This window comes from Sandaracinobacter sp. T42 (assembly GCF_059115405.1).
Map to the genome: position 1 here is coordinate 875,691 of NZ_CM181101.1, position 25,285 is coordinate 900,975.

Here is a 25,285-nt window from a genome sequence, read left to right on the forward strand (position 1 = left end):
CTTAAAGCCTCTCGATCGCGGGCGGCACCCAGTTGCCCGAGCGAATTTCCGCGCGCGGCACATAGGTCCGCAGCGAAACGCGCATCGGGCCATCGGGCATCGGCAACCAGTTGCCATCCGCCTCGCTGACGGGGTCGCGCGACAGGATGATGTCGATGGAGCCATCGGGGCGGCGCTTCAGGCCAGGCGTCCGCTCGGACACGGAATAGCGCCGGATGGGGTTCTCGACATAGAAATAGCGCCCGTCCGGTTCGGCAGCATACATGGTGAGCGACCAGAAGCCGTCGACCGGGATTCCGGCGGGCGGGATGCGGATGCGATAGCGCTTTGCTGCATCGAGCGGATCTCCGTGATTGTCATGCACGGAACTGAAATACATCGCCTCTTCCGGGGGCAGCGCGGCAAGGCCGCTGAGCGCGACGGCGGCGCGCAGCTTGTCGTTGCTGCCGAACGTGCCGACTTCGCCGGTGGATGCGGCCCAGCCGTTCACCTGGCGCACGGCGCCGGTGAATGCGGCGCGCAACCGCTCGATCGCAGCCGGGGTTTCCGCGCGCCACGCCGCCTGCAGAGCGGGCGAAAGCGCCGCGAAGCTTCCGGCGCCGCCGGGCCGCACACCCGCCTCGGCAAAGTCGCGCCAGCGCTTCGCCTCGCCCACCTTGTCGCTTGAACGGCTGAGCATTTCACCAGCGGCATCCAGCACCTGTGCCGGATCCGTGCCATCCACCGCGCGAACTTGTGGCGGGCGGACAGGGCCGCGCCCCGGGGGGGCGATGATCGCAAACTGATCTTGCAGTGCGTGCACGGCAGGCAGGTCTGCGGCCCCGCTGACCAGGATGCGGATCAGCATCCAGACGTCGTTCGTATCCGACCGTATCAGGGTTGCGCCGGCCGGCACCGTGCCGGACCAATCCGGCCCCACCAGCCAGAAATCCCCGCCTTTCCCGCCGGTCGACCGGGTGCCGATGGTGCGGAAATTGTCGGTAAAGGCGTTCATCAGCGTGACGGAGAAATAGCGATCGGTGATATCGGGAACGCGCAGCAGCAGCGGCCCGCCCGACAGATCGAAGAAGGCGGAACTGTAGATCGTGTCGTTGTTCGGCGCCGTCACCTGGCGCGCCGTCGCGTTGGCGAGCACACGGCGGTGGTAAATCCGGTTGAGCCTCTGATCGAGCGGCAGGTCGGGCGTGGCGTTCATGCCGATCCGCTGCATCGCCCGGCTGAATTCGAACAGCGCGTAAACATAGTCGAACGCTGGCGAGATCGGCCCTTGCGCGCTGCCCGCCGCCCATGCCGGGAGCGCAACGGCCAGCGCCGCGCCGCCGAGGAATCCGCGCCGACTGGCCCGCAGCCAGTCGTCGCTGCTGTTTGTCCACTGCAAGAAACGGCTCATTGCTTCACACCTTCTTCCGGATTTGCAGCCTTCAGGGCCAATTGCAGGAATGTCGCATCCGACCATCCGTCGCCCCCCTGCCGCGCCCGCAGGTCATCCAGCGACAGGCGGGCGAACCGCACCACCGTGATGCCCATGCGCTTCGACACATAGAGCCGCTGGTTGCCCGCGCCAGCCGCCATCAGCAGATCCGCGGGCAGTTCCGGCGCAGCGGCGAAATCCAGCCGGCCTGCCGCGCGCGGCAGGGCTGTCTGCCCGCGCAGGTTCGCCGGCAGCCACCAGCCAAGACCATAGCCCGGAAACACGGCAGAGGATTGATGGAACGCCGCCAGCCGTTCAGGCGCGATCAGCCGCTTGTCGCCGGCCGCGCCGTCCAGGCGAACCCATTCGCCAAAGCGCGCCCAGTCGGCAGGGGTCAGCGACAGGCCCTGCGGCATCAGCGGGTTGCCGTCAGGCGTGCGCCGCCACTGCTGCCCATTCAGGCCGATGGGATTGAATAGCCTGCGCGTCAGCCAGCTGGCCGGGTCATCGCCCGGCTGGCGCTCGGCAAGCTTGCGCCGCAAGACTTCCCCGAAGATCTGGAAGGGCGCGGGCCCATAGGCAAACTTCGTGCCCGGCGGCGTTTCCGGCTGCAGCAGGATGGCCTCCGCGAAGGAGGGGGGGAGCCCCACGACGCCCGAGATGCCCGACACGAGCGTCAGCAACTGGCGGATCGTGATAGACTGGCGCGCGGTACCGTCGCGCCATTCGCCGATCGTCTTCGAGACCGGTTCGTCCAGATCGAGCAGGCCATCCTCTGCCGCCAGCACCGCCATCGCGGCCGCGAAGCTCTTGGAGCCGGAATAGAGCGGATGCGCATCGCCCGCCGCCACCCCATCCGCATAGGCCGCACAGACCGGCCGCCCATCCTTCAGGATGAGAACGGCCAGCCCTTTGTGCGCATCCGAATAGGCGGCTGCGGCGGCGCAGGCCGGGCTGCGGTCGGCCGCAACCGCGGGCACTGCCGACACCGCCGCCACCGCCAGCAAGGCCATCCCCTGCACGACGGTGGTCAGCCGCGCGATCACCAGCGATAGCCGAGCTGGAAGCCCCAGTTGCGCGGCGGATTGAGACGCCGCGAACCGGCGGCGCGGAACACGTCATAGGTCGTGTCGAACAGGTTGGTTGCGAACAGGCCCGCCTCGATTCCGCTGAACTTCAGCGCGATCCGTGCATTCACCAGGTCGATCTTGTCCATGTTGAACGGCGCCGGGGCACCGGGCGCGACAAGATCATGAACGCCGCCGCGCTGACCGTTGTAGTTCAGATTGGCAAGCCCATCGACCTTGTCCGACAACGGGATGTTCAGCGTGGCATTGGCCGCGAACGTCCAGCGCGGAATCTGCGGCAGCAACTGGCCGTCGAACGGGCCGGAGGTGACCCTGCCCTTCTGATAGGAGCCGCTGCCGGACAGGTCCAGATTTCCCGCGCCAAGGTCGATCCGGGATGCGATCTCGGCTTCTGCACCCCATGTGCGAGCCTTGCCGGCGTTGGTGGAGAAGGTGACGGGCTGGCTGCTGCACACGGTGCTGCCGATGAAGCAGCCGTTGTTGAGCGGCACGATGATGTCGGAACTGTAGGTCTGGTAAGCGGCGACCCCGAAGGTGGTCGCGCGGCCCAGCCGGCCCTTCACACCAGCCTCGATCGAGGTGCTCTGCTCGTCATCGTAGGCGGCCGGAATCGGGATGGGCTGGGTCGTCGGGCCGAGATCCTGGTTGAAGCCGCCCGCGCGATAGGAACTGCCCACCTTGGCATAGACCGTCATCGCATCGCGAGGGCGCCATGACAGCGTGCCATTGTAGCTGAAGTTGCGCGTCGCCTTGCTGAAATCCACGACAAAGCCCGCCCCGCCAGAGGGCAACCCGGTCGCCAGATCATAGCGGCGGGAAGTCGCGCTCTTGTCGTCCCATGTCTGGCGGACTTCGCCGATTAGGTTGAACTGATCGTTCAGCGCATAATCCAGCGATCCATAAACCGCCCAGCTATCGAACGTCGTGCGCAGGGGCTGGCGATTGCCGGGCGAGGCATTGGCGACGGTGGGTGTGCGCAGGACACGCTGTTCCGAATTGGCGCGAAGCTGAAAATACTCGACGCCCGCCAGCCAGTTCAGCCGGCCGTCCATCGTGTCACCCGCCAGGTTCAGATCCTGGGTGAAGAATTGCGCATCTTCGTTTCGCAGCTGCGCCTGCCCCGGATCGACGGCAGCGGTGATCGTGCCATTCGCCCTCAGTTTCGCCAGAAGGACGGGATTGAGGCCATCCAGATCGAGCGCATAGTCGGCCTTGCGCTGGCGATATTGGGTAATGGAGCGCAACTGGGCGAATCCGAAGCGGTGCGTCACGTCGAGCAGGCCGCTGTTCACCTCCTGTCGGGAGAAGGCGTCGGTTGACCAGGGATAGGTGCGTTCGGGCTGGATATAGCCGACCGGGAAGCCCGCGCGGGGTGGATCGATGTAGGCCCGGAAGGAGATGGCTGGCACGATGCCGCGCCAATGCTCGCCGCGCACGACGATATCCGTATCTTCGTGCTTCCAGCGCAGCTGGCCCCGCACCCCGGTCGAATCGTTGCGGTCGAAATATTTGTCGAGGAAGTCGTTGTAGAAGAAGCCGCCGTCCTGGCGGACATAATCCACGCCCAGCCGGATCGCGACTTCGTCCGACAGCATGGAATTGACCGCGCTCTGGACCTGAAGCTGCTCGTTGCCCACCGCATAGCGCAGGGTGGCGAAGCCGCTGTTCTCGAACTCGGGCCGGGCAGAGACGATGTTGACGGCACCACCCACCGCATTGCGGCCATAAAGCGCGCCTTGCGTTCCGCGCAGCACTTCCACGCGGCCGACGTCGAACATGTCGATCCGCGCGAAGCTGCGCCCGGAAAAACCGCCGCCGCCGATATAGGCGCCGTCGCGGAACAGGCCGACACTGGGGTCGCCAGAGGTGCCGCGCGTGGTGGGCGAACCACGCAGCGAGATCTCGTTGGTCATCGCCGAACCGGTATCCAGAATTCGCACGCTCGGCTGGCCGCCCAGCAGCTCGACCGGTGTGGTCGCGCCGCCACGATCGGCAATGGCCGCACCATCCAGCACTGTCGCGGCCGCGGGAACGTCGATCAAACGCTCGGACCGCTTGCGCGCGGTGACGAGGATGTCCGCGGTCGCATCCTCCTCACTGGCGATCCTCGGCTCCGGCGCGGATTGCCCATAGGACGCCGCTGGGGCGACCAGTGCCGAAAAGACAAACAGCCCCGCACGACGAATCATGTTGTTTTCTCCCCAATGCTCCCTCTGCGCGCTTGGGATCTGTGCCACTTTACACGCAGGTTACCGACCGGTAGGTAACCAACTGGATTTAACTTGTCCAGCCCGGTAAGACAGGAAGCCCCGCGGCCAGCGGGAAGTGGCCGGCCGGATGAGGGAGGCGTGATGGACGGCGCGATGTGGCAAGACCGATTCCGGGGTGCGAGTGTGCCGATCGGTCGCCGGGAGCAAATCTACATCCGCGCAGCCGAGCTGTTCTGTACGCGGGGTTTTGCCGCGACATCGATGAGCAATATTGCCGACGCCGTCGGGATCACGAAGGCCGGCCTCTATCATTTCGTGCAGAGCAAGGAAGAATTGCTCTACACGCTGATGTCCTTCAGCATGGACCGGCTCGAACTTCTGGTGATCCAGCCCGCGAAGCTGATCGATGATCCCGTGCAGCGGTTGATCGCAATCGTCAGATCGCATTTGCAGATCGTGATGCAGGTGACGACACCTGTCGGCAATCCGCTGACGATCATCCTGGAGGAAACCGCCAGCCTCAGCCCGGAGAATGCGGCGAACCTGAAGGCACGCAAGGCAGGCTATTCCAGTTTCCTGCGCCAGACGCTGGAAGAGATTCGGGCAGAGGGAAGCCTGCGCGATGTGGACACGCGGATGGCCACCTTCGCCATTCTGAGCATCATCCTGCGGGTGGCGCGCTGGCACCGGCCGGATGGCCCGCTCTCGGTCGACGAGATCATCGATCAATTGTCGGCAATCGCCCTCAACGGCGTTCTGAAGGAAGAGCGGCTGACGGCACAGGCTGTTTTATCGTCATCAAACTGAACGCATCGCCCCATTCCGCAGGAGACCGGTCAGCTTTCGCCTGGTGAAATATCGGATCTTCTGAACGATTGTGCCCGCCTGGTGAGACCGCATTTGTATGTGGTTTAAGCATGAAGTGCGCGCGTGGCGGAACACGTATTCTGGCAATCCTAAACAGGAATCTTCCAGATCAAAACTGTCCAGGAAACGGGATGCAGGTCAAGTGCCAACTCGGGCCTCATCTTTCCCTCGACTCACGAGGCCCCCAAAAAGGGCTCACTTTCGGCCCAAATAGGGGTTTATTCAGGTGGCTTCCTCGGCAACGTCGAGGCATTTTTGCCATGTTTTCAGTATGTTTGGAAGCGTCGACGGACCCTGCCGGACGCGCTGCTGGTGACCCCTACGGGACTCGAACCCGTGTTTTCGCCGTGAAAGGGCGACGTCCTAGACCGCTAGACGAAGGGGCCGTACTTGCGGGAGGCGGCCGATTAGCGGCGGGCGGCTGCCGCGTCAAGCATTGTTCACGCGGCTTTCACGCCCGCGCCGCATCCTCCAGCTGCAACTGCGCGCGCGCACGGCCCTGCCATTCGTCGGCCGTCACCCGCCCGGCCAGGTGCAGCGGCTCCGTTCCGGCCCCCATCAGCATCTGCCCCAGCTCCCCTTCCAGCGCGCGAAAGGCGATTCCTTCCACCCGGCCGCCGTCCGGGCCGCTCGCCACGAATCGCAGATGTGTCTTCGGCTCCGTCCGGCCGACAGGATCGCACTTCAGCAGCCTGACCGGGCCCACGGCGACCCGCGGTGCCGGCCAGGCCTGGCCGTAGGGGCCGCAGGCTTCCAGCGCATGGGCAAGATCCGGCGTCACCGCGCGGGGCGCGACCGCGAGGTCGATCGAAAGCGTCCGCTCGCTCCCGGCGGCGGCCACGGCTTCCGCCAGATGCTCGGCCAGCCAGCCCGAAAAGCGATCCAGCTGCGCGGCCTCCACCGTCACGCCGCAGGCCATTGCATGTCCGCCGCCTTCGCGGATCAGCCCGTGTGCCTTCGCCGCCAGGATCGCAGCGCCCAGATCAACGCCGGGAATCGATCGGCCCGAACCCTTGGCGATCCCGTCCTCGCCCAGGGTCAGCACCAGCGCCGGCCGATGCAGCCGCTCCTTCACCCGCGCCGCCACGATGCCCACAACGCCGGGGTGCCAGCCCTGGCCGGAAACAACCGCCACCGGGCTGTTCGCCTGCGTCTCCAGCGCCTGCGCCAGTGCTTCCGCCGTCACGGCGGCCTCGATGGCGCGCCGTTCCTGGTTCAAACGGTCCAGCTCCAGCGCGATGGCGCCCGCCTCGTCCCGGTCTTCGCTCGCCAGCAGGCGCACGCCAAGGTCCGCCTGTCCCACGCGGCCGCCCGCATTGATGCGCGGACCCAGGTGAAAGCCAAGATCATCCGCCTTCGGCGCCCGGTCCAGCCTTGCCACGTCGGCCAGCGCCGTCAGCCCCACCGATTGCCGGCCGGCCATGCGCCGCAGCCCAAGCGCAACCAGCGCCCGGTTCAACCCCAGCAGCGGCACCACATCGGCCACCGTGCCCAGCGCCACGATATCCAGCCATTCGGAAAGATTGGGCTCAGCCGCGCCCGCGAAATGTCCGCGCCGCCGCAGTTCCCGGTTCAGCGCCACACCCACCAGAAAGGCAAGCCCGGCGGTGCACAGCATGCCGTGCGCCGAGGCGTCCGCAACTTCGTCCAGCCGGTTCGGGTTCACGATGCCCAGCGCCGGCGGCAGCGCGGTGGAGGCCTTGTGATGGTCCACCACCAGCAGGTCCAGCTTCGCCTCGCGCGCGGCTTCCAGCGGGCCGAATGCCTGGGTGCCGCAATCCAGCAGCAGCACCAGCTGCGCCCCCGCCTGCTGCAACGCCAGCAGCGCGCCGGCAGACGGGCCATAGCCTTCCAGGATGCGGTCAGGGATATAGGGCGTCACATCCGCGCCCAGCGCCCGCAGATGCCGCCACAGGAAGGCGGCCGAGGTCGCGCCGTCCACGTCATAGTCGGCGAACAGAACGATCTTTTCGTGCCGCTGCACCGCGTCGGCCAGCCGCCCCGCCACCACATCCATGTCGCGGAAGATGGCGGGATCCGGCAGCCAGTCCCGCAGGGTCGGCTTCAGCGTCCGCGCGATGTCGGCGGGCGCGCAGCCCCGGCTCAGCAGCAGTTGCGCCGCCAGTTCATCGACGCCCAGCCGGTCGGCCTCGCCCAGCGGCAGCGGGCGCGCGCGCCATGTCCAGGACCGGCCCGTGGCCGAACGCGATACATTGAAGACGGAATCCATCGCCTTCAAGTCGGCGGCGCGCCGCCGGGTGTCAAGCGCGGCTCAGGCCGGGTCGCCGCGCCTGTCGCCCTTCACCCGCCGCACGGTGCCGCTGCTGGCGCGCATCACGATGCTTTCGGTGGTGATCCGTCCGGTCTTGTAGCGGCGCACGCCTTCCAGCAGGCTGCCGTCGGTCACGCCCGTCGCCGCAAAGATCACGTCGCCCTTGGCCAGGTCTTCCAGGCGGTAGATCCGGTCCAGGTCCGTGATGCCGATCTTGCGGGCGCGGGCCTTCTCGTCCTCGTTGCGGAAGATCAGCTTGCCTTCGAACTGCCCGCCCACGCAGCGCAGCGCAGCGGCCGCCAGCACGCCTTCCGGCGCGCCGCCCGATCCCATGTAGATGTCGATGGTCGTATCTGGGTTCGTCACCGCGATCACGCCCGCCACGTCGCCGTCGGGAATCAGGTGGATTCCGCAGCCGATCGCGCGCAGTTCCCGGATCAGCGCTTCATGGCGCGGCCGGTCCAGCACGCAGGCGTTGATCTCGGAAGGGGCCACGCCCTTGGCGGCCGCCAGCGCCTGCACATTTTCCGTCGCCGTCTTCTTCAGGCTCACCAGCCCGTCGGCATAGCCCGGCCCGATCGCCAGCTTTTCCATATAGACGTCGGGCGCATACAGAAGCCCGCCCTCCTCCGCGATTGCCAGCACCGCCAGCGCGTTCGGCCCGGCCTTCGCGGTGATGGTGGTGCCCTCCAGCGGATCCAGCGCGATGTCGAGCTTCGGCCCGGTTCCCTGCGCCGATCCCACCTTTTCCCCGATGAACAGCATCGGCGCCTCGTCCCTCTCGCCCTCGCCGATCACCACCGTGCCGTCGAAGGCCAGCTTGTTCAGCGCATCGCGCATGGCCTCAACGGCGGCGGCATCGGCAGCTTTCTCGTCGCCGCGGCCCACAAGGCGGCTGGCCGCGATGGCGGCATATTCGGTCACGCGCACCATCTCCAGCACGAGAACGCGGTCAAGAACCTGGCTGGGCTTCAACTGGGAGCGGTCGGTCACGTGCGGTCTTTCCTGCTAGGTCGTTTCGGAATCAGCCGTCTGCGTCCAGGATCGGCATGAACAGGGGGGCGCCGGTGCTCGCCGGCAGGGCGGCCATGGTGTCGATGGCATGGCGCACGGCCTGCTCGCCCACATGGTGCGTCAGCATCACCACCAGGGCGGTGCCGTCGGGCGCGGGTGCGGGCTGGATCAGGCTCTCGATCGAAACGCCCGCGTCGCGCAGCGCGGCCGTGATGTCGGCCAGCACGCCGGGCCGGTCCTCCACCGTCAGCCGGATATAGAAACGGCCCTGCCGCGCCCCCGGCCCGGCGGGGGCAAGGCCGGCCAGCGCCATCGCCGGCATGGCGAAGGCGGGGCCACATTCCCCGCGCGCCACGTCGATCAGATCGGCGACAACGGCGGATGCGGTCGGCCCCTCGCCCGCGCCCCGGCCCATGAAGAACAGGCGGCCCACGAAATTGCCCTCGGCCGAAACCGCGTTCAGCGGGCCTTCCACGGCCGCCAGCGGATGGCCCATCGGAACCAGCGTCGGGTGAACGCGCTGAACCAGCTGATCGCCCAGCACCTGCGCCAGCCCCGTCAGCCGCACCTTGAAGCCCAGGGCCGCCGCCTGCCGGATGTCGGCCAGCCGGATGTCGCGGATGCCTTCCACCTCCACCGCGACGAAATCCGGGCGCGTGCCGAACGCCAGGCTCGAGAGGATCGAAAGCTTGTGGGCGGCGTCGATGCCGTCGATGTCGAACGTCGGGTCCGCCTCGGCATAGCCCAGCCGCTGCGCGTCCGTCAGCACGTCGGTGAACTCCAGCCCCTCCTTCTCCATCCGGGTCAGGATATAGTTGCAGGTGCCGTTCAGGATGCCGGTCACGGCCGAAAGCTCGTTCGCGGCCGCGCCCTCGCGCAGGCCCTTGATCACCGGGATCCCGCCCGCCACCGCGGCCTCGAACTTCAGCGGCACGGCGGCCGCCTCGGCCAGCTCCGCCAGCAGCAGGCCATGATGCGCCAGCATCGCCTTGTTCGCGGTCACGAAGGGCTTGCGCGCCTGCAGCGTCGCCCGCGCCAGCGTCAGTGCCGGGCCATCGGCCCCGCCCACCAGCTCCACCACCACATCCACATCGTCGCGTGCGGAAAGCGCGGTCGCGTCATCCTCCCAGGCGAAGCGCGCAAGGTCCACGCCGCGCTCGCGCTGGCGGTCGCGCGCGGAAACCGCGCTGACCACGATCGGCCGCCCGGCCCGGCGCGCGATCAGCCCGGCATTGGCGTCCAGCAGCTTCACCACGCCAGCGCCCACGGTCCCAAGCCCGGCAATCCCGACTTTCAGCGGCTCTGCATTGCTCATGCTGGTGCGGCGCCCCACATTTTCCGTTCGTTCATGTCAGCGGGCCTTGCCGGAAGTTGCCGCCTTAGGGAACCCCCCGCCATGGTGAAGAGCCATGGCGGAGACGCAACGGGCCGCCGAAGGGTCAGCCGTTCGCCTGGGTCGGCGTGTTCACGCCCATGGACTGCAGATACCTGCGCACGTTGCGCGCCGCCTGCCGCAGCCGCTGCTCGTTTTCCACCATGGCGATCCGGACAAAGCCTTCGCCCTCCTCGCCATAGCCCACGCCCGGCGCGACGGCGACACCCGCATGCGTCAGCAACTGCTTGGAAAATTCCAGGCTGCCCAGATGCGTCAGCGCCGGCGGCAGCGGCGCCCAGGCGAACATCGAGGCCCGCGGCGAGGGGATTTCCCAGCCCGCCCGGCCGAAGCTCTCCACCAGCACGTCGCGCCGCTTGTGATACAGGGCGCGGTTCTGCTCCACGATGTCCTGCGGCCCGTTCAGGGCGGCGCAGGCGGCCGCCTGGATGGGCGTGAAGGCGCCATAGTCCAGATAGGATTTCACCCGTGTCATGGCGGCGATCAGCTTGCGGTTGCCCACCGCGAATCCCACCCGCCAGCCGGCCATCGAATAGGTCTTGGAAAGCGAGGTGAACTCGATCGCCACATCTTTCGCGCCCTTCACCTGCAGGATCGAAGGCGTCGGCTTGCCGTCGAAGTAGAGCTCGGAATAGGCAAGGTCGGAAAGGATCCACACCTTGTTCTCCCGCGCCCATTCCACCAGCCGCTCATAGAAGGGCAGCTCGACGGTTTCGGCGGTGGGGTTCGAAGGATAGTTCACCACCAGCACCGACGGGCGCGGCACGGTGAACTTCATCGCCCGGTCCAGGCTCTCGAAATAGCGCTCGTCGGGCGTGGTCGGCACGGCGCGGATCGTGGCGCCCGCGATGATGAAGCCGAAGGTGTGGATGGGATAGCTGGGGTTGGGCGCCAGCACCACGTCGCCGGGGGCCGTGATCGCGGTGGCCAGGCTCGCCAGCCCTTCCTTCGAACCCATGGTGACGACGACTTCGGTTTCCGGGTCCACGTCCACCCCGAAACGGCGGGCATAGTAATTCGCCTGGGCGCGCCGCAGGCCGGGGATGCCCTTGGATGCGGAATAGCCGTGCGCATCCGGTTTCATCGCCACTTCGCACAGCTTCTCGATCACATGGGGCGGCGGCGGCAGGTCTGGGTTGCCCATGCCCAGGTCGATGATGTCCTCGCCCCGGGCCCGCGCGGCCGCGCGCATCCCGTTCACTTCCGCGATCACATAGGGCGGCAGGCGACGGATGCGATAGAAGTCTTCGTCCATGTTCATGTCCATCTGGCAGTGGGCCCTGTTGCCATGGCCCCAAAACGGAAAAAAGGCGAGCCCGGTTTCCCCGGGGCCCGCCTTCATCCATCCACATGGACATGGCAACCCGGGGCAAGCCGCCCCGGGCAGGGCAGCTCAGCCGGCCTTGGCGGCGGCCTTCGCGCGCTTGACGTCGGATTTCTGGATGCAGCGATCCTTCACCTTGGCGCTGCAATAGGGCAGCCCCGTTGCCTCGTTGGTCGGCGGCGGTGTCTGGGCGGATACGGCCATAGCAAACCCGAGGGCGGCTGCCGCGACGGCGCCCATGGCGATCATTTTCTGCATGCTACATGCTCCCACCTGTGCCGATCCCCCCCGGAGCGGCTTTGCACATTTAGCGCAGATACCCGCAGGCCGCCAAGATGAATCGGAGACTGCGGCGCTTGCGCCGCCCGCATCGCCGCTGCAATCTGCCCAGGCGGGAGACAGCGGATACCATGAAACAGTCAGACGACGGCGCACGGAATCAGGCACAGGGCGGGGCGGATGCCGTCGATCAGTTCGAACGGATGACGGAAGTGGCCGGAAAGGCCCAGCAGATGATGCTGGAATTCTGGACGGGTCAGGGCGGCGCGCTGTCCGCCGCCACGCCCGACGCAGAGGCGATGGCCCGCCTGATGGGGCAGTGGGAAGACTGGGCCCGGGCCTGGTCCGCCGCCGATCCGGCAAAGCTGGCGAAGGTCGGCATCGATTACTGGACGGATGTCATGAAGCTCTGGTCGGGCTTCCTGAAGCCCGCTGACGGATCCGCCGCTGATTCGGTGCCGCCCGCCGCCCGCAAGACCGACAGGCGCTTCCAGGGAGAGGCGTGGGAGTCCGCCCCGGTGTTCGATCTCGTGCGGAAAAGCTACCTGCTGTTCAGCCACTATGTCAGCGAAGGGCTGGGCGCCTTCGAGGCGCTGCCGGAACCCGAGCGGCGCCAGCTCGCCTTTCAGGCCCGTCAGTTCGTCGATGCCATCAGCCCCGCGAATTTCGCCGCGCTGAACCCGGAAGTGCTGGCGGAGGCCCGCGCGACCGATGGCGAAAGCCTGCTGGAGGGCCTCAATCACCTGCTTGACGACATGAAGCGCGGCAAGCTGACCATGACGGACGAGGCCGCCTTCGAAGTGGGCCGCAACGTCGCCGCGACACCGGGGCAGGTGGTGTGGGAAGGGCGGCTGTTCCAGTTGATCCACTACGCCCCCACCACCGAAAAGGTGCACGAGATCCCGCTGCTGATCTTTCCGCCCTGGATCAACAAATTCTACATCCTCGACCTGACGGCGGAAAAAAGCTTCATCCGCTGGGCCGTGGAACAGGGCCTCTCGGTCTATGTCGTGTCCTGGGCGCAGGGCTCCGAAGACCTGAAGGACATCGGCCTCGAGGATTATGTGACCGAGGGGGAGCTTCAGGCGATCGATCTCGTGCTGAAGGCCTCCGGCGCGCCGGCCACTCATGTCATCGGCTATTGCGTCGCCGGCACCGTGCTGGCCGCCACGCTCGCCTACATGGCCGCCACGGGTCAGGCGGAAAAGGTGCGCTCGGCCACCTTCTTCACCGCGCAGGTTGATTTCACCGACGCGGGCGACCTGCTGAACTTCGTCACGCCCACGATGCTGGATACGGTGGACCAGCTCGCCTCGAAGCAGGGCTATCTGGATGGCCGCTGGCTGGCCACCACCTTCAACCTGCTGCGTCCCACCGATCTCATGTGGAATTATGTCGTCAACAACTATCTGAAGGGAAAGGAATATACCCCCTTCGATCTGCTCTACTGGAATTCCGATCCCACCAATGTCCCTGGTCGCTTCATGCGCGAATATCTGGGCGGCCTCTACCGGGACAACAAGCTGATCCAGCCCGGCGGCATCGTGGTGCATGGCGTGCCCATCGATCTCAAGGCCGTGCAGACACCGGCCTACATCCAGGCCGGGCGGGATGATCACATCGCGCCGCTGAAAAGCTGCTTCAAGCTGACGAAGGCCTTCTCGGGGGAACATCGCTTCATGCTCGCGGGCTCGGGCCATATCGCCGGGGTGGTGAATCCGCCGGCCGCGATGAAATATCAGCACTGGATCCTGCCCGCGGGCGTCGAAACCCCGGATACGGCGGACGCGTTCCAGAAGGCGGCCACCGAAGTGAAGGGCAGCTGGTGGCCCGACTGGATCGCCTGGATCGCCCCGCGCTCCGGCGGGCAGGTGAAGGCCCGCGTGCCGGGCAAGGCGAAAGGCTTCCCGGCCATCGAACCCGCGCCGGGCCGCTATGTGAAGCAGCGCATCGCCTGAACGAGGTCCCCGCTGGCCCGCGCGGGAAATCCGGCCTAGGGCAGCCGCATGTCCGCCGGCCCCATCCTGTTCCTCGATTCCGGCGTCGGCGGCCTTTCCGTCCTGTCCGCCGTCACCGCGAAACTGCCCGATGCCCCCATCGTCTATTGCGCCGATTCCGCCGGCTACCCCTATGGCACCAAGGGCGAGGCGGAGGTGTCCGCCCGTGTCGCCGGGCTGCTCGGGCGGCTGGCCGAACGAATCCGCCCGTCGCTCATCGTCATCGCCTGCAACACCGCCTCCACCATTGCGCTCGGCCATGTCCGCCCGGTTCTCGACGTGCCGGTGGTGGGCACCGTCCCCGCCATCAAGCCCGCTGCGGAACTTAGCGAAACCCGCGTGATCGGCGTTCTCGGCACCGAAGCCACCGTGCGGCAGCCCTATGTCGCGGATCTCTCGGCCCGATTCGCGGCCGATTGCACCGTGCTGAAGCACGGCTCGTCCGCCCTCGTCGCCGCGGCAGAGGCGAAGCTGCGCGGTGAATCCGTGCCCGCGTCCGTCTATCGTGCCGCCCTCGATGGCCTTCTCGCCCAGTCCGGCGGAGACAGGATGGACATCGTCGTGCTCGCCTGCACCCATTTCCCGCTGGTCGAAGCCGAACTGGCGGCCGTCGCCCCCCGCCCCCTGCGCTTCGTCCACGGGGCAGCGGGAATCGCCCGCCGCTGCGCCCATCTGCTGGACGGCGTCGAATGGCCCCGGCCCCGGCCGCCCGGCCGCGCCATCTTCACAGGCGGAACAGAAGGGCTTGCGCCGCTCGTCCCCGCATTGCACGGCTTCGGCCTCACCAGCATCGAAGGGCTCTAGATGGACGACGCCGAACTGCTTCAAAGGATGCGATCGAGAAAGGCGCCGACCACGGCGCTCCTCGGCCTCGAACTGGAAGCCATCAACCAGGAAGCCGGCACCACCCGCCTCCGCATGGTCGCCCGGCCCGAATTCTGCAATCCGATGGGCAACCTCCAGGGCGGCATCATCACCACCGCGCTGGACGACGCCGCCGCGACCGCCGTCATCGCCAGAAGCGGCCGCCGCGTCGGCGTGCCCACCATCGAATTCAAGGTCAGCTTCTTCGGTCCGGCCCGCGTGGGCGAAACCTTCCTGTTCGAAGGTCGCGTCCTGAAGCTCGGCCGCACCATCAGCTTCGCGGAGGCCGACATGCTGGATCAGAAGGGAAAGCTGCTGGCGCGGCTGACCACAAGCTGCATGGTGATCGACGTGGACGGCCCCGGCCTGTTCGCAGGCGCAGACGGAAAGGTGAAACCCGAATGACCGACGAAATCCTGTTCGCGAAGCAGGGCCGCATCGGCCTGGTCACGCTGAACCGCCCGCAGGCGCTCAACGCGCTCACCCGGACCATGTGCATCGCGCTGCACCGCCAGTTGATGGACTGGGCGATGGACGATGATGTCCAGGCCGTGGTCGTCGAAGGCGCGGGCGGCAAGGCCTTCTGCGCCGGCGGAGACGTCGTCGCCATGCACCGCGACGGCAAGGCGGGCTCCCCCGATTTTCAGGGCTTCTTCCACGACGAATATCGCATGAACCAGGCCATCGCCCATTATCCCAAGCCCTATGTGGCGCTGGTGGATGGCATCAGCATGGGCGGCGGCGTCGGCATTTCCGTCCACGCCCCCTATCGCGTGGCGACGGAACGCACGCTGTTCGCCATGCCCGAAACCGGGATCGGCCTGATCCCGGATGTGGGCGGCACCCATGCCCTGCCGCGCTTCCCCGGCGAATTCGGCACCTGGGCAGGCCTCACGGGCGCGCGGGTGAGGGGCGGCGACTGCGTCGCCATCGGCTATTGCACCCATTTCGTGCCGTCCGCCGAAATCCCAGCCCTGAAGGAACGGCTGGCGAACAGCCATGAAAGCGTGGCCGAAGTGCTCGCCACGTTCGACAGCGATCCCGGCCCCCTCACCCTGCCGGCCCTGCGCGACGGCATCGATTACCTGTTCAGCCAGAACCAGGTGGAAGACATCCTCTCCCTTCTGGATGACGGCGACGACTGGGCGCAGGAACAAGCCGCCACCATCCGCCGGATGAGCCCGACCTCGCTGAAGCTCACCCTCCACGCCCTCCGCGCGGGGGAGGGGGCCAGCATCGAACAGTGCCTGAAGCTCGAATATCGCATGGTCTCGGCCATCAAGCAGGGCCATGATTTCTACGAAGGCGTCCGCGCCCAGCTGATCGACAAGGACCGCTCACCGAAGTGGAGCCCGGCCCGGCTGGAGGATGTGGACATCGCGCCTTATCTGGTCGAGCCCGAATGGGGCGATCTGCGCTTCGACTGAGGGCGGCTCAGTCCTCCTTCCGGTTCGCCGCCGGCGCCGTCACCCCCAGCGCCTTGAACACCCGCGTCAGGAAGCGTTCCTGATCCCAGGCGCTCCTGTCCGGCTGGAAGCCCAGCCGCACGATCACGGTGCGGGTTTCGGGCACGATCGTCACATACTGGCCGCCGAACCCGGCCAGTTCCATCGTGCGCGCCTTCTGCCCCGGCACCCCGCCCCGGAACCAGGTCTGGGTGGAATAGCGCCCGGCTGACAGCGCCGTGGGGGTGGACATGCGGGCCACCCAGTCTGCCGGCACGATCTGCCGGCCCTGATACTGCCCGCCGTCGGCCAGCATCAGGCCAAAGCGCGCCCAGTCCAGCGCGCCCATGAAGACGAAGGTGGACCCGATGAAATCGCCTTCCGCGTCCTGCTCGAACAGGGCGGAGCGCAGGTTCATCGGGGCGAACAGCGCGGTCCGGGGAAAGGCGTTCCAGGCGTCGGCCGGCAGCCCGGATTTCAGCCGGGCCACCCGCATCAGGATGTTGGTGTCGCCGCTCGAATAATACCAGCGCGCGCCCGGGGCCTCCCGCTTCGGCTTGGCGGCGGCGAACAGCGCAGCGGAATTCTCAGCATAGAGCATCCGCGCCGGATCGCCGCCCGCGCCATAATCCTCGTTGAAGTCCAGGCCCGATTCCATGTTCAGCAGATGATCGATGCGGATCGCCCGGCGCGGGTCATCCGGCGTTGCGCGCCATTCCGGCAGCAGGTCGGCGTCCGCCGGATCCAGCCGGCCCTCCGCCGCCAGGATGCCCACCAGCGCAGCCGAAACCGTCTTCGCCATCGATGCGGAATATTGCGGCGTCAGCCCCGTGAAGCCCCGCGCGCTCACCGACCGGATCAGCCGGCCCTGGTGAACGATGATGACGGATCGCGTCACCGGATCCACGGCCGGATTGCCATAGCTGCCCGGCCTGAAGGCGTCGGCGATGGCAAGATCCAGCGCCTTTGCATCGATGATTGCGGGCGGGTCGGCGGAAAGGGAATCGCCGTCCGGCCAGGGGCGCGGATCGGGCGTCAGCTGAACCGGCCGGCCCGCTCCCTTGCCGGGCCGCGCCACGGCGCAGCCAAGGCCCGGCGTGTGGCCCGCCATCATGAAATCCAGGCCTGCAAGGCCGGCGGTCACCTCGCCCTTTTCCCGGTCGATGCGCGTCTTGAACCAGCCCAGCCGCTCGTCCAGCGTGGATCCCAGTTCATGGGGGCGCACATCCTCCTCCGTCCGCCCCTGCACGAACACCGCCGTGCACATCGTCCGCGCGACAAGCCCGGCGGCGATGGGCGCGGCCTCCATCGTCTCCTTCACCTGTCCGCATCCGGTCAGCAGCAGAAGGGCGATGGCGGTGGCGTGGGGGATCAGGCGCATGCGCAGAAGCCTAGCGGCGGGGCAGCCGCCACGCCAGATGCCGGATCGCCCGTTCCGCCGCAAAGTCGCCCCTCGGTCAGGCCGCACCTTGCAATTCGGGCCCCGAACGTCCATGTAGGGCATGCCGACGTCGTTGAGACGAAGCTTTACAGTCTGTCGGAGCGCGCGATTCCCTCCGGAATCTTCCGCCTCCCCCTAGCCGCATCGCCTTCCTTTCATCGCATCAACTGCTGCCGGATTGTCCGGTCGCATGGCTATGTCTTGAAAGGACAGAACATGATTACGGGTACCGTGAAATTCTTCAACGCCGACAAGGGCTATGGTTTCATCGCCCCCGAAGACGGCTCGGGTGATGCCTTCGTGCACATCACCGCGCTCGAACGGTCGGGCATCGCAACCCTCGATCGCGATCAGCGCGTGACCTACGAGCTCGAGCAGGACCGTCGCGGCAAGACCGCGGCCGTGAACCTGAAGCTCGCCTGAGGATCAGGATGGCGAAGGAAGAACTTCTGACCCTGGATGGGGAAATCGAGGAAGTGCTGCCGGACGGACGGTTCGCCGTCCGTCTGGAAAACGACCATCGGATCATCGCCTACACGGCCGGCAAGATGCGGAAATTCCGCATCCGCTCGGTCGTGGGCGACAAGGTGATCGTAGAGATGACTCCCTACGATCTCGAAAAAGGCCGGATCATATTCCGGGAAAAGACGGTTGGCGGCGGCGGCCCCAGGCGGGGCAATTTCCGCCGCTGACCCCAACGTGAAAAAACAGGCGCGAACAGGCGCCATTGAAAGATCTATGCAGATTCAAATGACCCGCCCGGCCCTGGCCGGGCCCCGCGCGCCGGCCAAACTGGCCGCGCCGCGCTCGTCCCTCCCGCTGATCAGCCGCCGCGACCTGCGCCGGCTCGTCGCCGAGATGGTGGACTGAACCGAAAGGGCCGGGGTGCGAACCCCGGCCCTTTCTGCATCGGCGGGCAGCAAACGCCGCCGGACCCGCAAGCACCCTCGCATTCCTGCGATTGACACTTTTTCCCCGCGCGGGCCATGGCCGTGCGCGACAGGAGCCCCGCGCGGGCCAAGGCCGTGCGCGACAGGAGATTGTGTGATGGCGAACGAACCCACCCTTGCCGATTGGGAAAAGCTGGCCTCGAAAGAGGTGAAGGGCAAGGATCTCAACTGGCACACGCCCGAAGGCATCGTCGTGAAGCCGCTCTACACGGCCGCCGATGTCGCCGGCGATCCAGGCCTTCCCGGCTTCGCCCCCTTCACCCGCGGCGTCCGCGCCAGCATGTATGCCGGCCGCCCCTGGACGATCCGCCAGTATGCGGGCTTCTCCACGGCCGAGGAATCCAACGCCTTCTACCGCCGCAACCTCGCCGCGGGCCAGAAGGGCCTCTCCGTCGCCTTCGATCTCGCCACCCACCGCGGCTATGATTCGGATCACCCCCGCGTGGTCGGCGATGTCGGCAAGGCAGGCGTCGCGATCGACAGCGTTGAGGACATGAAGATCCTGTTCGACGGCATCCCGCTCGATCAGATGTCCGTCTCGATGACGATGAACGGCGCCGTGATCCCCATCCTCGCCTTCTTCATCGTCGCCGGGGAAGAACAGGGCGTCGACAGGAAATTGCTGGACGGCACCATCCAGAACGACATCCTGAAGGAGTTCATGGTCCGCAACACCTACATCTACCCGCCCGAACCCTCGATGCGGATCATCTCGGACATCTTCGGCTACACCAGCCGGGAGATGCCGAAGTTCAACTCCATCTCCATCTCCGGCTACCACATGCAGGAAGCCGGCGCGACGCAGGTGCAGGAACTGGCCTTCACCATCGCCGACGGCGCGGAATATGTGCGCTACGGCGTCGCCTCCGGCCTCGACATCGACCAGTTCGCCGGCCGCCTCTCCTTCTTCTTCGCCATCGGCATGAACTTCTTCATGGAAGTCGCCAAGCTCCGCGCCGCCCGCGTGCTCTGGCACCGGGTGATGACGAACCTCGGCGCGAAGGACGAACGCTCGAAGATGCTGCGCACCCACTGCCAGACGTCAGGCGTCTCCCTGACGGAGCAGGACCCCTACAACAATGTCATCCGCACCACGGTGGAGGCGATGGCCGCCATGCTGGGCGGCACCCAGTCGCTGCACACGAATGCGTTGGATGAAGCCATCGCGCTGCCCACCGATTTCTCCGCCCGGATCGCCCGCAACACCCAGATCATCCTGCAGGAAGAGACGGGCATGACGAAGGTCGTCGATCCGCTCGGCGGCAGCTACTACATCGAGGCGCTCACGCAGGAACTCGTCGACAAGGCGTGGGAGATCATCGAACGCGTGGAAGCCGAAGGCGGCATGGCGAAGGCCGTGGCGGCGGGCTGGCCCAAGGCCATGATCGAGGAAGCCGCCGCCGCCCGCCAGGCCCGCGTGGACCGGGGCGACGACGTGATCGTGGGCGTCAATAAATATCGCCTCGCCAACGAAGACCTGCTGGAAACGCTGGAGGTGGACAACACGAAGGTCCGCGAAGCCCAGATCGCCCGCATCAACAAGGTGAAGGCAAGCCGCGATCAGGCCGCGTGCGACGCCGCGCTCGAAGCGCTGCGCCGGGGCGCCGCCGCCCCCGCTTCCCTCGAAAACAACCTGCTGGCGCTCGCCGTCGAAGCCGCCCGCGCCCGCGCGACCCTGGGCGAGATTTCCGCCGCGATGGAAGACAGCTTCGCCCGCTACGCCACCGTCCCCACCCCGGTGAAGGGCGTCTATTCCGCCCCTTACGAAGGCGACAGCCGCTGGGCGCAGGTGGTCGAGGGCGTGAAGGCCGTCGAACGCCGCCTTGGCCGCAAGCCGAAACTGCTCGTCGCCAAGATGGGGCAGGATGGCCATGATCGCGGCGCCAACGTCATCGCCTCGGCCTTCGGCGACATGGGCTTCGACGTCGTCTCCGGCCCTCTCTTCCAGACGCCGGACGAAACCGTGGTGCTGGCGCTGGAATCCGGCGTGGACGTGGTCGGCGCCTCCTCGCTGGCGGCCGGCCACAAGACCCTGATCCCCGAACTGATCCGCGGCCTGAAGGCCGCCGGCCGCACCGACATCAAGGTGATCGCCGGTGGCGTGATCCCGCCGCAGGATTATGATTTCCTCCGCGATGCGGGCGTGCAGGGCATCTACGGCCCCGGCTCCAACGTGGTGGAATGCGCCGCAGACGTGCTGCGCCTGCTGGGCCACAACATGCCCCCCGCAGGCGCGACGGCGGAAATCGCGCAATAGGCCCGGCCTCGCCCCCCGCGCGGGGGGCGGGCAGACAGCCGACGGAGGAGGATCGACCATGTTCAGGATCGACAGCAAGCCCCGGGATCTCGGCGGCTTCACGGTCGGCCGCCTGCTGCCGCACCATAGCCGTCGCATGGTCGGCCCCTTCATCTTCTTCGATCATATCGGCCCGGCCGATTTCGCGCCCGGCACCGGCATGGATGTCCGCCCGCATCCCCATATCGGTCTTGCCACCGTCACCTATCTGTTCGAAGGCCGCATCCACCACCGCGATTCGCTGGGCTCCGATCTGGATATCGGCCCCGGCGCGGTGAACTGGATGACGGCCGGGCGCGGCATCGCGCATTCGGAACGCACCCCGCCCGATCTGCGCGCCGCCGGCCACAGGCTGCACGGCATCCAGAGTTGGGTGGCCTTGCCGAAGGCCGACGAGCAGGGCCCGCCGGACTTCGTGCATCATCCGGCTGATACGCTGCCCTCCATCGCCATCGACGGCGCGCGCCGCACTCTGATCGCAGGCACCGCCTTCGGCGCCGTCTCGCCGGTGAAGTTCGGCCACCCCTGCTTCTACATCGATGTGGAGGCGGCGCCCGGCGCCACCGTCCACCTGCCGCCCGAACATGCCGAGCGCGCCATCTATGTGGCGCAGGGCCATGTCACGCTGGGTACGGGCGAGGATGTGCGGGCGGGCACGATGATCGTCCTGCCCGACGGGGGCGGAGAAGCCAGTTTCCGGGCGGTCGAACCCAGCCGGGTGATGCTGCTGGGCGGCGCGCCGATGGATGGTCCCCGCCTCATCTGGTGGAACCTCGTCGCCAGCGAACAATCCCTGATCGACGCGGCAAAGGCGGAGTGGAAAGCGGGCCCCTTCGGCGGCCGCTGGCCCGAAATTCCGGGCGAGGTGGCGTTTATTCCCCTGCCGGAGTAGGGGCGGCCTTTGCTTTGCCCCTGCGATTCTCTACATTGGGGGTTCAGGAATCACCTTCGAGGAGAGACGACCATAAGACCGCCGATGTCGAGGCGCCCGATCGGGCCAGCCCCCCAGCCGTTGAACGGACCGCGCTACAATGAATGGATCACCGTGCCCAAGGTGCGCGTGATCGACGAGAATGGCGAGAATATCGGGGTGATGTACACCCGCGAGGCCTTCGCCATGGCGCAGGAAGTGGGCCTGGATCTTGTGGAAGTCAGCCCCAACGCGGACCCGCCGGTCTGCAAGTTTCTGGACGTGGGCAAGTTCAAGTACGAAACCCAGAAAAAGGCCGCCGCCGCGCGGAAAACCCAGCGGGTGCAGGAGATCAAGGAGATCAAGATGCGCCCCAACATCGACGATCATGATTATGAAACGAAGATGAAGTCGGTGAAGAAATTCATCGAAGAGGGTGACAAGGTGAAGCTCACGCTTCGCTTCCGCGGCCGCGAACTGGCCCACGGCCAGCTCGGCCTGAAGCTCCTGGAACGTGTCCGCGACGACAGCATCGAATATGCGAAGATCGAAGCCCTGCCGCGCATGGAAGGCCGGCAGATGCTCATGATCATGGCGCCCAAGCCCGTCTGAGCGCGCAAGCACACCCGGTTTGAGGGAGGGAGGCCGGCTCGGGAAACACCGGGCCGGCCTTTTGCTGTCCCCCTCAAACCCGGAAAGAATCGGTCCGGAACGGATCGGGGAAAAGGCCGATCCCCGCGCACAGCGCCAGCGGCAGCAGGATCGCGCCCTGCCGCCAACGGCTTGTCCGCTCCCGCGGCAACAGCAGCACCAGCCCGCCCGTCAGCATCGCCTTCAGCGCCAGTGGCGGCGTCAGCGGCGTGCCGTGCCGCAGCGAAGCGGCCCCCAGCGCGATCCACAGCGCGCCCAGCGCCAGTGCCGCCAGCGCGCCGGCGAACCGGCGCGGCAACAGCGCCATCAGCAGCGAAAGCAGGATGATCGCAGCCTCGGCCTTCCGCGAAAGGTCGGGCCAGTTGCCGCTTTCGAACAGCAGCCGCGGGGCAAGCGCCGACAGCAGCGCCACCAGCCAGATCTGCATCCGCAGCAACGCCCGTTTCGGATGGCGGAACAGCCCGCCTGCCAGCGCCAGCCCCAGCACCCCCAGCGACAGGTGGATGATCAGATAGGGCAGGGCGGGATCGGTCATTCGCTCTCCGGCGGCGGCGGCGGCCCTGTCTGACTTGCCGCTCGACATTTGTGAAGGGCTGGGGCAGTCCGCCGAAGCCGCTTCACCCCGGGCGGGCCCCTCACAGGCAGGAGTATCCATGCGTCAGCTCTGGCTCGGTTCCATCGCCCTGCTTGCCGCCGGCCCCGCACTCGCGGCCGAAGCATCGTCGCCCCTCTCCGCCGTCGCCAGCTTCACCGGCGACGATCTCGTCCTTCGCGGCGATCCCTGGCAGCTGGTCCCCGAAGCCCGGATGCCCGCCCTCCTCGAAGCGCGCGTCCCCGGCTCCGGCGCGGCTGCGCGCGGCATAAGGGGTGTCGCTGACAGCCGCACCCTCGCCCCGCTGGATCCCGCGGTCGGCGTCTTCGTCGATGGCGTGCCGCTCGGCCGGCTCGATGGCGCCGCCTTCGCCCTGTTCAATCTCGAAAGCGCGGCCCTTCATACCGGCGGGCAGGGCGCCGCCCTCGGGCGCAACAGCAGCGCCGGCGCGCTGGAACTCCGCCTTGCCGCGCCCGCTGGCGAATTCGGCGGCTTCGTCGGCGGCGCCTGGGGCGCCTGGGACCGCAAGATGGTGCAGGGCTCGGTCGATGTGCCGCTCGGCGCGCTCGCCCTCAAGGTCTCGGCCTATGTCTCGGATGACGACGGCACCGCCCGCAACCGCGTCACCGGCGAAAAGCTGAACGACGAGGACCGGGCCGGCGTCCGCCTCGCCGCCGCTCTCCGCCCGACGGACCGGCTGGGGTGGACGATCGCGGCCGCCTACACGCAGGACAAGGGGGAGAACATCCTCGCCTTCACCTGCAACCCGCTTGATCCGTCCGCCTGCGGCGGCCGCAGCGCCACCACCGGCATGGTGAAGGCGCGAATCCGCGGCGGCGGTCCGCAATATGGCCTGCCGGTCACCGGCGAAAAGGCCGATCAGGTGCTGGGCCGTGTGCAGGCAAGCACGCTCGTCACCTCCCGCCTCGCCTGGGCGACGGAGCCGCTGGAAATCGCCCTGATCTCCGGTTTTCTCGATTCGACGGACAGGTCCGGCCTCGATTTCGCGGACGGCCGCGGCCTGCCCGCCCCCGCCCTGCCGGATCCTCCGGTGCGCGGTTTCGTCAACGGCGGCCAGGCCCGCCTTGCCGACGCTTCCGCCCGGCAGATGAGCCAGGAACTGCGCCTCGCCGGCAAGCTGCTCGGCGGCGCGCTCGACTGGTCCGCCGGCGGCCAGCTCATCGACGGAGACGACCGGCTCGACGCCGCCGATCTGCAGACCGAGGAGGACGGCACCCCCACCGGCACGCCGCGTCTGCTGGCGGATCGGGTGATCCGCACCAGCCACCGCGCCCTGTCGGCCCATGCGAACGCCGCCTTCGCCAGCGGCCCGTTCCGGGTTGAAGCAGGCATCCGCTACACAGACGAGGAACAGCGCCTCACCTCGATCGCGCAGGCCGCCTGCGGCCCGGCGGGCTGCCTGTCGCCCGTGGCCGTCCCGCAGAAGCTCACGGCCGGGGTCTGGACCCCGCGCGCCGCCGCCAGCTTCGATCTTGGAAAGGGTGTCTCGCTCTTCGCTTCCGCCGCGCGCGGCTATCGCCCGGGTGGCTGGAACCTCGCCGCCGTCACACCCGCCGCCTTCGGCGCCTACGCCCCCGAAACCAGCTGGACCTACGAAGCCGGCCTCTCCGCCCGCGTGTTCGACGGCGCACTCACCGCCCGGCTTGCCGGCTTTTACCTCGTGGTGAACGACATGCAGGGGTCGGGCGCCGCCGTGATCGACGGTGTGCCGCAGTTCTGGGCCGGAACGCTGGCGGATTTCCGCAACAGGGGGGCGGAACTCGATCTGGAACTCCGCCCGCTCGAAGCGCTCAGCCTCACCGCCAGCCTCGCCCTGCAGGATGCCGGCTACCGGCGCACGGCGGCGGTTGACGCCCAGATCGCGCAATGCCTGGCGGGCGTGTCGGCGGCCTGCGGCATCGGCGCCGTCAGCCCGGCCGGGTCGCTGGCCGAACCCGCCTTCGCGCCCGATGTCTCGCTGGGCGTGGGCGGCCGCTACGACTGGCCGCTGCCCTCGGCGGGCATCATCCTCTCGCCGCAGCTCGATCTCCTGTGGCGCAGCAGCTTCCGCACCGATCCGGCGAACCTCGTCGAAGGCGCGGGCGCGCACCTGCTGGTCGATGCGGCGGTCGCCATCCGCACCGATGATTCGGCCTGGCTCCTCACCCTCAGCTGCCGCAACTGCCTCAACGAGGATCAGGCCCAGGCCAGCCTGTTCGGCTGGGCCTATCCGCAATCGCCCCGTAGCTGGATGCTCGCCGCCCGCCGCCGCTTCTGACAG

22 protein-coding genes and 1 tRNA gene are annotated in these 25,285 nt (G+C 67.4%); 12 read left to right on the plus strand and 11 right to left on the minus strand.

All coding sequences use genetic code 11. The features are described 5' to 3' along the window. Position 1: 1 nt before the first annotated feature. The 3 genes from ACW9TV_RS04190 to ACW9TV_RS04200 are packed head-to-tail and all read right to left on the minus strand — an operon-like array spanning position 2 to position 4,688. A complete protein-coding gene (locus tag ACW9TV_RS04190) occupies positions 2 to 1,390 on the minus strand; it encodes a DUF1254 domain-containing protein (RefSeq protein WP_494304601.1) in 1,389 nt (462 codons plus the stop codon). Next, complete coding sequence (locus ACW9TV_RS04195; protein WP_494304602.1) at positions 1,387 to 2,457, minus strand: serine hydrolase domain-containing protein; 1,071 nt, start codon at positions 2,455 to 2,457, stop codon at positions 1,387 to 1,389. The genes ACW9TV_RS04190 and ACW9TV_RS04195 overlap by 4 nt, the downstream gene beginning before the upstream one ends. After that, entirely contained in the window at positions 2,454 to 4,688 is a 2,235-nt protein-coding gene (locus tag ACW9TV_RS04200; RefSeq protein WP_494304603.1) for a TonB-dependent receptor, read from the minus strand. The genes ACW9TV_RS04195 and ACW9TV_RS04200 overlap by 4 nt, the downstream gene beginning before the upstream one ends. A gap of 282 nt (positions 4,689 to 4,970) precedes the next feature. Between ACW9TV_RS04200 and ACW9TV_RS04205 the strand changes: the two genes are divergently transcribed. Next, complete coding sequence (locus ACW9TV_RS04205; protein WP_494304604.1) at positions 4,971 to 5,516, plus strand: TetR/AcrR family transcriptional regulator; 546 nt, start codon at positions 4,971 to 4,973, stop codon at positions 5,514 to 5,516. A gap of 370 nt (positions 5,517 to 5,886) precedes the next feature. Here ACW9TV_RS04205 and ACW9TV_RS04210 read toward each other — a convergent pair. The 6 genes from ACW9TV_RS04210 to ACW9TV_RS04235 form a co-directional block, all read right to left on the minus strand. Beyond that, a tRNA-Glu gene (locus ACW9TV_RS04210) sits at positions 5,887 to 5,962 on the minus strand. Positions 5,963 to 6,027: 65 nt separating this feature from the next. Further along, positions 6,028 to 7,806, minus strand: coding sequence for a single-stranded-DNA-specific exonuclease RecJ (recJ, locus tag ACW9TV_RS04215; protein WP_494304605.1), 1,779 nt, complete (start codon positions 7,804 to 7,806; stop codon positions 6,028 to 6,030). Positions 7,807 to 7,848: 42 nt separating this feature from the next. Beyond that, positions 7,849 to 8,781, minus strand: a complete 933-nt coding sequence (gene glpX / locus ACW9TV_RS04220; protein ID WP_494305029.1) for a class II fructose-bisphosphatase — start codon at positions 8,779 to 8,781, stop codon at positions 7,849 to 7,851. Between the two features lie 91 nt (positions 8,782 to 8,872). Next, positions 8,873 to 10,177, minus strand: coding sequence for a homoserine dehydrogenase (locus ACW9TV_RS04225; RefSeq protein ID WP_494304606.1), 1,305 nt, complete (start codon positions 10,175 to 10,177; stop codon positions 8,873 to 8,875). A 124-nt stretch (positions 10,178 to 10,301) separates the two neighbouring features. Continuing rightward, on the minus strand, positions 10,302 to 11,510 hold the full coding sequence (locus tag ACW9TV_RS04230; RefSeq protein WP_494304607.1) for an LL-diaminopimelate aminotransferase: 1,209 nt from the start codon (positions 11,508 to 11,510) through the stop codon (positions 10,302 to 10,304). A gap of 138 nt (positions 11,511 to 11,648) precedes the next feature. Then, positions 11,649 to 11,837: a hypothetical protein gene (locus ACW9TV_RS04235; RefSeq protein ID WP_494304608.1), complete on the minus strand. Its 189-nt coding sequence runs from the start codon at positions 11,835 to 11,837 to the stop codon at positions 11,649 to 11,651. Between the two features lie 152 nt (positions 11,838 to 11,989). On the opposite strand from ACW9TV_RS04235, the gene ACW9TV_RS04240 reads away from it, so the two are divergent. The 4 genes from ACW9TV_RS04240 to ACW9TV_RS04255 are packed head-to-tail and all read left to right on the plus strand — an operon-like array spanning position 11,990 to position 16,146. Beyond that, complete coding sequence (locus ACW9TV_RS04240; RefSeq protein WP_494304609.1) at positions 11,990 to 13,816, plus strand: PHA/PHB synthase family protein; 1,827 nt, start codon at positions 11,990 to 11,992, stop codon at positions 13,814 to 13,816. A 48-nt stretch (positions 13,817 to 13,864) separates the two neighbouring features. Then, positions 13,865 to 14,659, plus strand: coding sequence for a glutamate racemase (gene murI, locus ACW9TV_RS04245; RefSeq protein WP_494304610.1), 795 nt, complete (start codon positions 13,865 to 13,867; stop codon positions 14,657 to 14,659). Next, positions 14,660 to 15,124, plus strand: a complete 465-nt coding sequence (locus tag ACW9TV_RS04250) for a PaaI family thioesterase (RefSeq protein WP_494304611.1) — start codon at positions 14,660 to 14,662, stop codon at positions 15,122 to 15,124. Next, positions 15,121 to 16,146, plus strand: a complete 1,026-nt coding sequence (locus ACW9TV_RS04255) for an enoyl-CoA hydratase/isomerase family protein (protein ID WP_494304612.1) — start codon at positions 15,121 to 15,123, stop codon at positions 16,144 to 16,146. The genes ACW9TV_RS04250 and ACW9TV_RS04255 overlap by 4 nt, the downstream gene beginning before the upstream one ends. 7 nt (positions 16,147 to 16,153) lie before the next feature. On the opposite strand, the gene ACW9TV_RS04260 is transcribed toward ACW9TV_RS04255, so the two are convergent. Next, entirely contained in the window at positions 16,154 to 17,545 is a 1,392-nt protein-coding gene (locus ACW9TV_RS04260) for a serine hydrolase domain-containing protein (RefSeq protein ID WP_494304613.1), read from the minus strand. A 276-nt stretch (positions 17,546 to 17,821) separates the two neighbouring features. Here ACW9TV_RS04260 and ACW9TV_RS04265 point away from each other — a divergent pair, with 276 nt between their 5' ends. The 6 genes from ACW9TV_RS04265 to infC all read left to right on the plus strand — a co-directional run bounded on the left by ACW9TV_RS04265 (position 17,822) and on the right by infC (position 22,373). Continuing rightward, positions 17,822 to 18,028 (plus strand): cold-shock protein, encoded by a 207-nt coding sequence (locus tag ACW9TV_RS04265; protein ID WP_494304614.1) that lies wholly within the window; start codon positions 17,822 to 17,824, stop codon positions 18,026 to 18,028. Between the two features lie 8 nt (positions 18,029 to 18,036). Continuing rightward, positions 18,037 to 18,297, plus strand: coding sequence for a translation initiation factor IF-1 (infA, locus tag ACW9TV_RS04270; RefSeq protein WP_494304615.1), 261 nt, complete (start codon positions 18,037 to 18,039; stop codon positions 18,295 to 18,297). Positions 18,298 to 18,343: 46 nt separating this feature from the next. After that, positions 18,344 to 18,475, plus strand: coding sequence for a hypothetical protein (locus ACW9TV_RS04275; RefSeq protein ID WP_494304616.1), 132 nt, complete (start codon positions 18,344 to 18,346; stop codon positions 18,473 to 18,475). A gap of 177 nt (positions 18,476 to 18,652) precedes the next feature. After that, on the plus strand, positions 18,653 to 20,812 hold the full coding sequence (gene scpA, locus ACW9TV_RS04280; protein WP_494304617.1) for a methylmalonyl-CoA mutase: 2,160 nt from the start codon (positions 18,653 to 18,655) through the stop codon (positions 20,810 to 20,812). A 58-nt stretch (positions 20,813 to 20,870) separates the two neighbouring features. Then, positions 20,871 to 21,743 (plus strand): pirin family protein, encoded by an 873-nt coding sequence (locus ACW9TV_RS04285; RefSeq protein WP_494304618.1) that lies wholly within the window; start codon positions 20,871 to 20,873, stop codon positions 21,741 to 21,743. An 84-nt stretch (positions 21,744 to 21,827) separates the two neighbouring features. Further along, entirely contained in the window at positions 21,828 to 22,373 is a 546-nt protein-coding gene (gene infC, locus ACW9TV_RS04290) for a translation initiation factor IF-3 (protein ID WP_494304619.1), read from the plus strand. A 73-nt stretch (positions 22,374 to 22,446) separates the two neighbouring features. Here infC and ACW9TV_RS04295 read toward each other — a convergent pair whose 3' ends face one another. Beyond that, positions 22,447 to 22,947, minus strand: a complete 501-nt coding sequence (locus ACW9TV_RS04295; protein WP_494304620.1) for a hypothetical protein — start codon at positions 22,945 to 22,947, stop codon at positions 22,447 to 22,449. Between the two features lie 118 nt (positions 22,948 to 23,065). On the opposite strand from ACW9TV_RS04295, the gene ACW9TV_RS04300 reads away from it, so the two are divergent. After that, the gene (locus ACW9TV_RS04300) at positions 23,066 to 25,282 is read left to right on the plus strand and encodes a TonB-dependent receptor (RefSeq protein WP_494304621.1); all 2,217 of its coding nucleotides are present in this window, start codon (positions 23,066 to 23,068) and stop codon (positions 25,280 to 25,282) included. Positions 25,283 to 25,285: the final 3 nt, after the last annotated feature.

Excerpts from the sequence above, each read along its gene's own strand:
- ACW9TV_RS04190 (WP_494304601.1), bottom strand. The coding sequence starts at position 1,390 with ATGAGCCGTTTCTTGCAGTGGACAAACAGCAGCGACGACTGGCTGCGG.
- ACW9TV_RS04200 (WP_494304603.1), bottom strand. The coding sequence starts at position 4,688 with ATGATTCGTCGTGCGGGGCTGTTTGTCTTTTCGGCACTGGTCGCCCCA.
- ACW9TV_RS04205 (WP_494304604.1), top strand. The coding sequence starts at position 4,971 with ATGAGCAATATTGCCGACGCCGTCGGGATCACGAAGGCCGGCCTCTAT.
- recJ (WP_494304605.1), bottom strand. The coding sequence starts at position 7,806 with ATGGATTCCGTCTTCAATGTATCGCGTTCGGCCACGGGCCGGTCCTGG.
- glpX (WP_494305029.1), bottom strand. The coding sequence starts at position 8,781 with ATGGTGCGCGTGACCGAATATGCCGCCATCGCGGCCAGCCGCCTTGTG.
- ACW9TV_RS04225 (WP_494304606.1), bottom strand. The coding sequence starts at position 10,177 with ATGAGCAATGCAGAGCCGCTGAAAGTCGGGATTGCCGGGCTTGGGACC.
- ACW9TV_RS04230 (WP_494304607.1), bottom strand. The coding sequence starts at position 11,510 with ATGGACGAAGACTTCTATCGCATCCGTCGCCTGCCGCCCTATGTGATC.
- ACW9TV_RS04235 (WP_494304608.1), bottom strand. The coding sequence starts at position 11,837 with ATGCAGAAAATGATCGCCATGGGCGCCGTCGCGGCAGCCGCCCTCGGG.
- ACW9TV_RS04240 (WP_494304609.1), top strand. The coding sequence starts at position 11,990 with ATGAAACAGTCAGACGACGGCGCACGGAATCAGGCACAGGGCGGGGCG.
- murI (WP_494304610.1), top strand. The coding sequence starts at position 13,865 with ATGTCCGCCGGCCCCATCCTGTTCCTCGATTCCGGCGTCGGCGGCCTT.
- ACW9TV_RS04250 (WP_494304611.1), top strand. The coding sequence starts at position 14,660 with ATGGACGACGCCGAACTGCTTCAAAGGATGCGATCGAGAAAGGCGCCG.
- ACW9TV_RS04255 (WP_494304612.1), top strand. The coding sequence starts at position 15,121 with ATGACCGACGAAATCCTGTTCGCGAAGCAGGGCCGCATCGGCCTGGTC.
- ACW9TV_RS04260 (WP_494304613.1), bottom strand. The coding sequence starts at position 17,545 with ATGCGCCTGATCCCCCACGCCACCGCCATCGCCCTTCTGCTGCTGACC.
- ACW9TV_RS04265 (WP_494304614.1), top strand. The coding sequence starts at position 17,822 with ATGATTACGGGTACCGTGAAATTCTTCAACGCCGACAAGGGCTATGGT.
- infA (WP_494304615.1), top strand. The coding sequence starts at position 18,037 with ATGGCGAAGGAAGAACTTCTGACCCTGGATGGGGAAATCGAGGAAGTG.
- ACW9TV_RS04275 (WP_494304616.1), top strand. The coding sequence starts at position 18,344 with ATGCAGATTCAAATGACCCGCCCGGCCCTGGCCGGGCCCCGCGCGCCG.
- scpA (WP_494304617.1), top strand. The coding sequence starts at position 18,653 with ATGGCGAACGAACCCACCCTTGCCGATTGGGAAAAGCTGGCCTCGAAA.
- ACW9TV_RS04285 (WP_494304618.1), top strand. The coding sequence starts at position 20,871 with ATGTTCAGGATCGACAGCAAGCCCCGGGATCTCGGCGGCTTCACGGTC.
- infC (WP_494304619.1), top strand. The coding sequence starts at position 21,828 with ATGTCGAGGCGCCCGATCGGGCCAGCCCCCCAGCCGTTGAACGGACCG.
- ACW9TV_RS04295 (WP_494304620.1), bottom strand. The coding sequence starts at position 22,947 with ATGACCGATCCCGCCCTGCCCTATCTGATCATCCACCTGTCGCTGGGG.
- ACW9TV_RS04300 (WP_494304621.1), top strand. The coding sequence starts at position 23,066 with ATGCGTCAGCTCTGGCTCGGTTCCATCGCCCTGCTTGCCGCCGGCCCC.